This is a genomic window from Corallococcus sp. AB030 (assembly GCF_003668965.1).
In the GTDB taxonomy this organism is placed as follows: domain Bacteria; phylum Myxococcota; class Myxococcia; order Myxococcales; family Myxococcaceae; genus Corallococcus; species Corallococcus exiguus.
Genome location: NZ_RAWQ01000346.1, coordinates 1 through 5,437, shown reverse-complemented (window position 1 = coordinate 5,437; position 5,437 = coordinate 1). Strand labels below are relative to the sequence as shown.

Here is a 5,437-nt window from a genome sequence, read left to right as displayed (position 1 = left end):
TTCCCTGGGTGAGCGTGCCCGTCTTGTCCGTGCAGATGACGGTGGCCGAGCCGAGCGCCTCCACCGCCTGCATCCGCCGCACGAGCACGTGCCCCTTCACCATGCGCTGCACGCCCACGGCGAGCGCGAGCGTCACCACCGTGGGCAGGCCCTCTGGCACCGCCGCGACCGCGAGCGCCACCGCCGACAGCAACAGCTCCACCCCCGCCTGCCCCCGCGCCAGCCCCAGGCCCGCCACCAGCGCGCCCACGGCCACGCACAGCACCAGCAGCATGCGGGTGACGCCCTCCAGGCGCTGTTGCAGCGGCGTCTGGGGCTCCTGAGCCGTGTGGACCAGGTGCGCGATGCGGCCCAGCTCCGTGGCCATGCCGGTGGCCGTCACCTCCACCACCGCCGTGCCCGCCGCCACGGAGGTCCCCATGAAGACGCGGTCCTTGCGCTCCGCCAGCGGGGTGGAGTCCGGCAGCGCCCCCACCTGCTTGTCCACCGGCGTGCTCTCCCCGGTGAGCGCCGCCTCCAGCGTGAGCAGCGCATGCGCCGAGAGCAGCCGCGCGTCCGCCGCCACCACGTCCCCCGCCTCCAGCACCAGCGCGTCCCCCGGCACCACCTGGGACGCCGGAATCACGGCGCTCACGCCGTCGCGCAGCACCCGCGCGCTGGGAGCGGTGAGCGCGCGCAGGGCCAGCACGGCGCGGTCCGCGCGGTACTCCTGGAGGAAGCCCACCAGCGCGTTGAGCACCACGATGGTCGCGATGGCCACCGCGTCCGCGCCCTCGCCCAGGAGCGCCGCCACGCCGCACGCGCCCAGCAGCAGCCACACCATGCCGGAGCGGAACTGGCGGCCCAGGAAGAGCCACGCGGAGCGGGGCTGCTCGCGCGTCAGGGTGTTGGGGCCGTGCTGGCCCAGGCGCGCCTCGGCCTCCCGCTGCTCCAGGCCCCAGCGCGGCTCCGGAGCCACCGCCACCGCCACCGCCGCCGCGCCATTCGCCGCGCTCATCGCGACACCACCCGCCCGCCACGCTCGCCACGCCGCTCCACGCGGTGGCAACGCTCGGGGTCCAGCCAACCAGGGAGGCTCATCTCGGGTCGCTCCTGCGCCAGGGGATGCCCGCGACGGTTTGCGAAGCCCATGCCGCGAGGGTGGACGCGGGCCATCCCCCCCGGAGGCGCAGCTTTTGCGCCCGTGCGCCTCCAGGCTCCGCAACCCTTGCGCGGGCCGGGCCGGGGACGCCGGAGGGGCGGGACGGCACGCATCCTGAAGAGGCCTGGAAGCAACAGCGGGGCGCGCTCCCAGCGCGAACCCGCCCACCGGAAAACCCCGGTGCGGCGCCTTCCCCCCGCCTGGAGTCCAGCCATGGCCATCATCTGCGCAACCGACCTCTCCGAGGGTTCCCGTCAGGCCGCGGAGGTGGCCGCGCGAATCGCCGCACGCCGGGGTCTGCCGCTCTGGCTCGTCCACCAGGTCCACCCGGATCAACTCCGCGTCGCCGCCGAGCCCGTGCGCGAAGGCCTGCGGGCGCTGCTTCGCGAGGAGCTCCGGCGGCTGGAGCCGCTGGGCGCGCGGGTGGAGTCCTCCCTGCTGGAGAGCGGCTCCTCGCGGGCCCTGGCCGTCTTCTGCGACGCGCACGAGGCGCGGCTGCTGGTGGTGGGGACGCCCCGCGAAGAGCCCGCCGCCCTGGGTTCGGGCGTCAGCCTGGAGCGCATCGCGAGCAACTGCGCCGTGCCGCTCCTGCGGGTCCGTGACGCCGCCCCCTTCGAGGCCTGGCTCACGGGTGCGCGGCCCCTGCGCGTGATGTTCGGGGTGGATCGCTCACGGGGCAGCGAGGCCGCCCGGCGCTGGCTGGCGGAGCTGGGCGCGGATGGCCCCATCGAGCTGCTGGCGGGGCATGTCTATTACGCCTTCGAGCAGTGCCGGCGCCTGGGACTGCCCACCCCCATGAACCTGGATGAGGTGGCGCCCCGCATCGAGGCCGTGCTCCACCGCGAGGTGGCGGCGCTGGCGGACACGGGCCTGGGCGTCGCGCCGCGCGTGCACCTGCGCATGGCCGTGGGCCGCGCCGCGGACCACCTGGTGGACCTGGCCCGCGAGCAGGAAGTGGACCTGCTCGTGGTGGGCACGCACCCGCACAACGCCCTGGGCAACCTGGCCTCGGTGGCGCACCACGCCCTGCGGCTCGCGCCCATGTCGGCGGGCGTGGCGCCGGTGAGCCCCACTGCTTCCCGGGGCGAGGCGCCGCTGCCCCAGGTGCGGCGGCTGCTGGTGGCCACGGACCTGTCGCCGCTCGCGGACGAGGCCATCCCCTTCGCCTTCGCGCTGGCGCCCGCGGGCGCGGAGGTGCACCTGGTGACGGTGATTCCCGAGCGCGCCGGCGCGGAGCTCCACCGCGACCTGAAGCAGCGCCTGCTGGAGCGCGTGCCGAGGGGACTGGAGGTCCGGGAGGTCACCACGCGGCTGGAGGTCCTCCACGGCGAGGACGTGGCGCTCGCGCTCGTGCAGGCCGCGGAGCGGATGGACGCGGAGCTCCTCTGCCTGGGCTCGCGCGGCCACGGAGGCGTGAGGGAAGCCGTGCTCGGGTCGGTGGCGCGAAAGGTGCTCTCCCTGAGCCGCCGGCCCGTGCTCGTGCTGCGTCCCCCACTGCGCTGAAGCGCGTACGGGTTTCCGTCAGCGCGCGGCGGGAGCCCCGCCGCCCTGGCTGTAGCTGTCGCAGAGCGCCATGTACTCGTCGCTGTCCATGGCGAGCGCGGAGACCCGCAGCTTCTTCACGCGGGGCTTCGCCAGCGTGGTCTTGATCTGCACCATCTTCATGACGGGCAGGCCCATGTAGGACTGGTCGAGGTAGACGTTCTCCTCCATGTCCCCCCAGGCGATGAGCACGCCATCCGGGAAGCGGATGCCGTCCCGGCCGATGAGCAGCACGGGGCTGTCCAGCTTCCCCAGCCCCCGGACGCAGTTGAAGAGCATCCAGGCCGAGGCCAGGGTGATCAACGCGACGGCGATCCAGATGTTGCTCACCGGGAGCGCCCGCACGGTGAGCACGCCGAAGAGGCCCGTGGCAACGATCCAGATGACCACGCCCGCGATGAGCTTGCCCCGCGAGTAGTAGATGGCGCGCGGCTTTTCCGCCTGCTTCTTGGACTGGGGGGAGCGGTAGATTTCCATGTCGGGATGCCTGTGAGTGCGTCAGCCGGCCAGCCGGCCTGACAGATAGGCCAGCAGGACTGGCGCGTTGATGACCTTCGATTCGTCGAACTTCCGGGCCTTGCCCTGGGCGACGATGACCAGGTCGCGGGACGCGTAGCCCTGGTCCACCTCGTCCTGGAGGCGGATGCTCTCGATGTCGTCCCAGCGCCAGAGCTTGCCCCGGTGGATGAGCCCCAGGTCGCCCAGGACGAGCGGTCCGAAGCGGACCGGCTTCCCCTCGGAGACCTGGTGGCTCACGCGCTCCAGGAGGCGCGACACGACCTGCTCCAGCACCGCCTCGTGCAGGACATCCGGGTCGCTCCACAGGAACAGCCGCAGCCGCAGCGTTCCACCCGTGTGGCGAAGGGTGACGCAGTCGTCCGCGTGCTGCTCGATGATCTCCCGCACGTCCCGCCAGCGGATCCGCGTGCCGTCAGCGCGCAGGCCCTCGTCGTCCACCGTCAGGGTGTGCGGTGCCATCAGCCACACGAAGAGGTCGCGGGCACGCCAGCCCAGGACCCAGATGCAGCAGGGGATGCCCAGGAGGAGCAGGTAGAAGCCAAACCCGCTCCGGAGCACGTCCTGCACCATCTGGTGCGGAAGCAGGGGCACGCCCAGGGGATCCAGGAGCGCCGCCGCCTCCACGTAGAGCAAAGCCAGGCCCGCCAGGAACCAATACACTGAGTGAGTTGGAAGGATCTTATGGTGCGAGTGCTTCAGTGCTGCCTCCAGACGGGCCTGGGCGACACGTCTATAAACAATCAATCCTGTCTCCGCGACGTGTTTCGCCCCTCGGGCGTACGTTCTCGCGGCCTGGGAAAAACACCCTCGCGGGCTGAAACAGAACTGTCTGACCTTGCCTGGAATCTCCTCTATCCAAATGCAGCACAGTCCCAGGGATTCGCGACGGGTACAGTGGCCCGGGCGCAATCGCAGACACCGGCGGTCCCCACCCGGGCCCTTCGTCCACCGCCAAGGCCTCGGACCGCGCCCGGATTCACAAGCGGCGCGGCGGGGCTAGAGTCGCGGTCCATGCACGTCCTGCAACGCGGTCAGGCCCCCCAGAAGCCCCTCCTGCTGCGCCCCCTGTTCGGCGGGGTGCAGCGCATCGGCATGCGGTCGGAGACCACCACCACGCTTCGCGACGCGGGCCGCAGCAAGCCCGGCCCCGCGATGCCGGGGGTGCAGATGGTGATGGCCGTGGAGGTCTTGCGCGTGCTCCCGGATGGCAGCGCGCGCTACCGCTTCACGCTGGAGGAGGTGGACCTGCTCGTCGCCGCGCGCACGCCCGTGCGCACCGTGGAGGCGGCCCGCGCGCAGCTGTCTCCCCTCCCCGGCCTGAAGGGCGAAGGCCAGGTGGCCCCCAACGGCCGCTCCAGCGGCTTCGAGTGGAAGCTGCCCGCGGACCTGCCCGCGCCCGTGCGCGGCCAGATGCAGCAGATGGCGGGGATGCTCAAGGACCTGGGCACCTTCCTGCCCGCCGAACCGGTGGGCGTCGGGGCCCGCTGGGAAGAGAAGGGCGCGGGAAGCGGCGCCCTCACCGGCGCGAACACGCGCGTGGAGCTGCGCAGCCTGGACGGCCAATCCGTGGGCTTACGCCTCCAGATGGAGACGCCGCGCACGCCCCAGCCCGTCCCCGCCTCGCTCCGCCCGCCTCCGGGGGAAAAGGGCGAAGCCTCCATGCACACCGAGGCGAAGGGCCACGGCGGCTGCCTGCTCTCCCTGGACCGGCTGTGGCCCGTCCGCCTGGAGATGGACGTGGAGTCCCACGTCGCCGTCCGCGCCGGCACGCCGGACGCACCCAAGCGCTTCGACGGCTTCACCACCTCCCGGCTCCAGGTCCGTGAGCTGTCCTTCACCCCGCCCCGCCTGCGCGCCACCCGCACAGTGTAGGCCAATGCCTACCTGAAATTCCGGTCCGCCTGGGTCATCAGGCAACCCGTGGCGGGTTGATGCGATAATAGTGAAAAGGATTGCACCCGGTGGCGGGGGACGCCGCGGTTCCAGGGCGCCAGCATTGGACCCACCGAGGGCAGTGAAGTCTTCGGAGACAGACGATGGCGATCGACGGACCTCGTAACAACGGCCTCCCGCGCACGCTCCCGCAGCAGCCGCCGGCCCCCAAGCCTCCGGTGAGCGTCAAGGTAGTTGTCGCGTGAGAGGGTTCAGCCGATGTGCTTCAGCTCCTGCACTTCCGGTGAGGGGTTGAGGCGCACGGGGCCCGCGGGCGTCCAGTCGCGGGTGTCGCGGCTCCAG

At 72.2% G+C, this 5,437-nt stretch carries 5 protein-coding genes; 2 read left to right on the top strand and 3 right to left on the bottom strand.

Going from position 1 to position 5,437, the window contains the following annotated elements:
* The coding region (locus D7Y15_RS41865) for an HAD-IC family P-type ATPase (RefSeq protein ID WP_148713017.1) at window positions 1–997 on the bottom strand (997 nt) is incomplete at its 3' end.
* A gap of 357 nt (window positions 998–1,354) precedes the next feature.
* On the opposite strand from D7Y15_RS41865, the gene D7Y15_RS41860 reads away from it, so the two are divergent.
* Window positions 1,355–2,644 carry a universal stress protein gene (locus tag D7Y15_RS41860; protein WP_126936429.1) on the top strand — a complete coding sequence of 430 codons (1,290 nt, stop codon included), beginning with the start codon at window positions 1,355–1,357 and terminating at the stop codon, window positions 2,642–2,644.
* Window positions 2,645–2,662: 18 nt separating this feature from the next.
* Here the strand turns inward: D7Y15_RS41860 and D7Y15_RS41855 are convergent, their stop codons facing one another.
* Both D7Y15_RS41855 and D7Y15_RS41850 read right to left on the bottom strand, forming a co-directional pair.
* Window positions 2,663–3,160, bottom strand: a complete 498-nt coding sequence (locus D7Y15_RS41855; protein ID WP_120581444.1) for a hypothetical protein — start codon at window positions 3,158–3,160, stop codon at window positions 2,663–2,665.
* A gap of 21 nt (window positions 3,161–3,181) precedes the next feature.
* Window positions 3,182–3,862, bottom strand: a complete 681-nt coding sequence (locus tag D7Y15_RS41850; protein ID WP_233605300.1) for a hypothetical protein — start codon at window positions 3,860–3,862, stop codon at window positions 3,182–3,184.
* A gap of 351 nt (window positions 3,863–4,213) precedes the next feature.
* Between D7Y15_RS41850 and D7Y15_RS41845 the strand changes: the two genes are divergently transcribed.
* Window positions 4,214–5,074, top strand: coding sequence for a hypothetical protein (locus tag D7Y15_RS41845; protein WP_121756048.1), 861 nt, complete (start codon window positions 4,214–4,216; stop codon window positions 5,072–5,074).
* Window positions 5,075–5,437 lie beyond the last annotated feature (363 nt).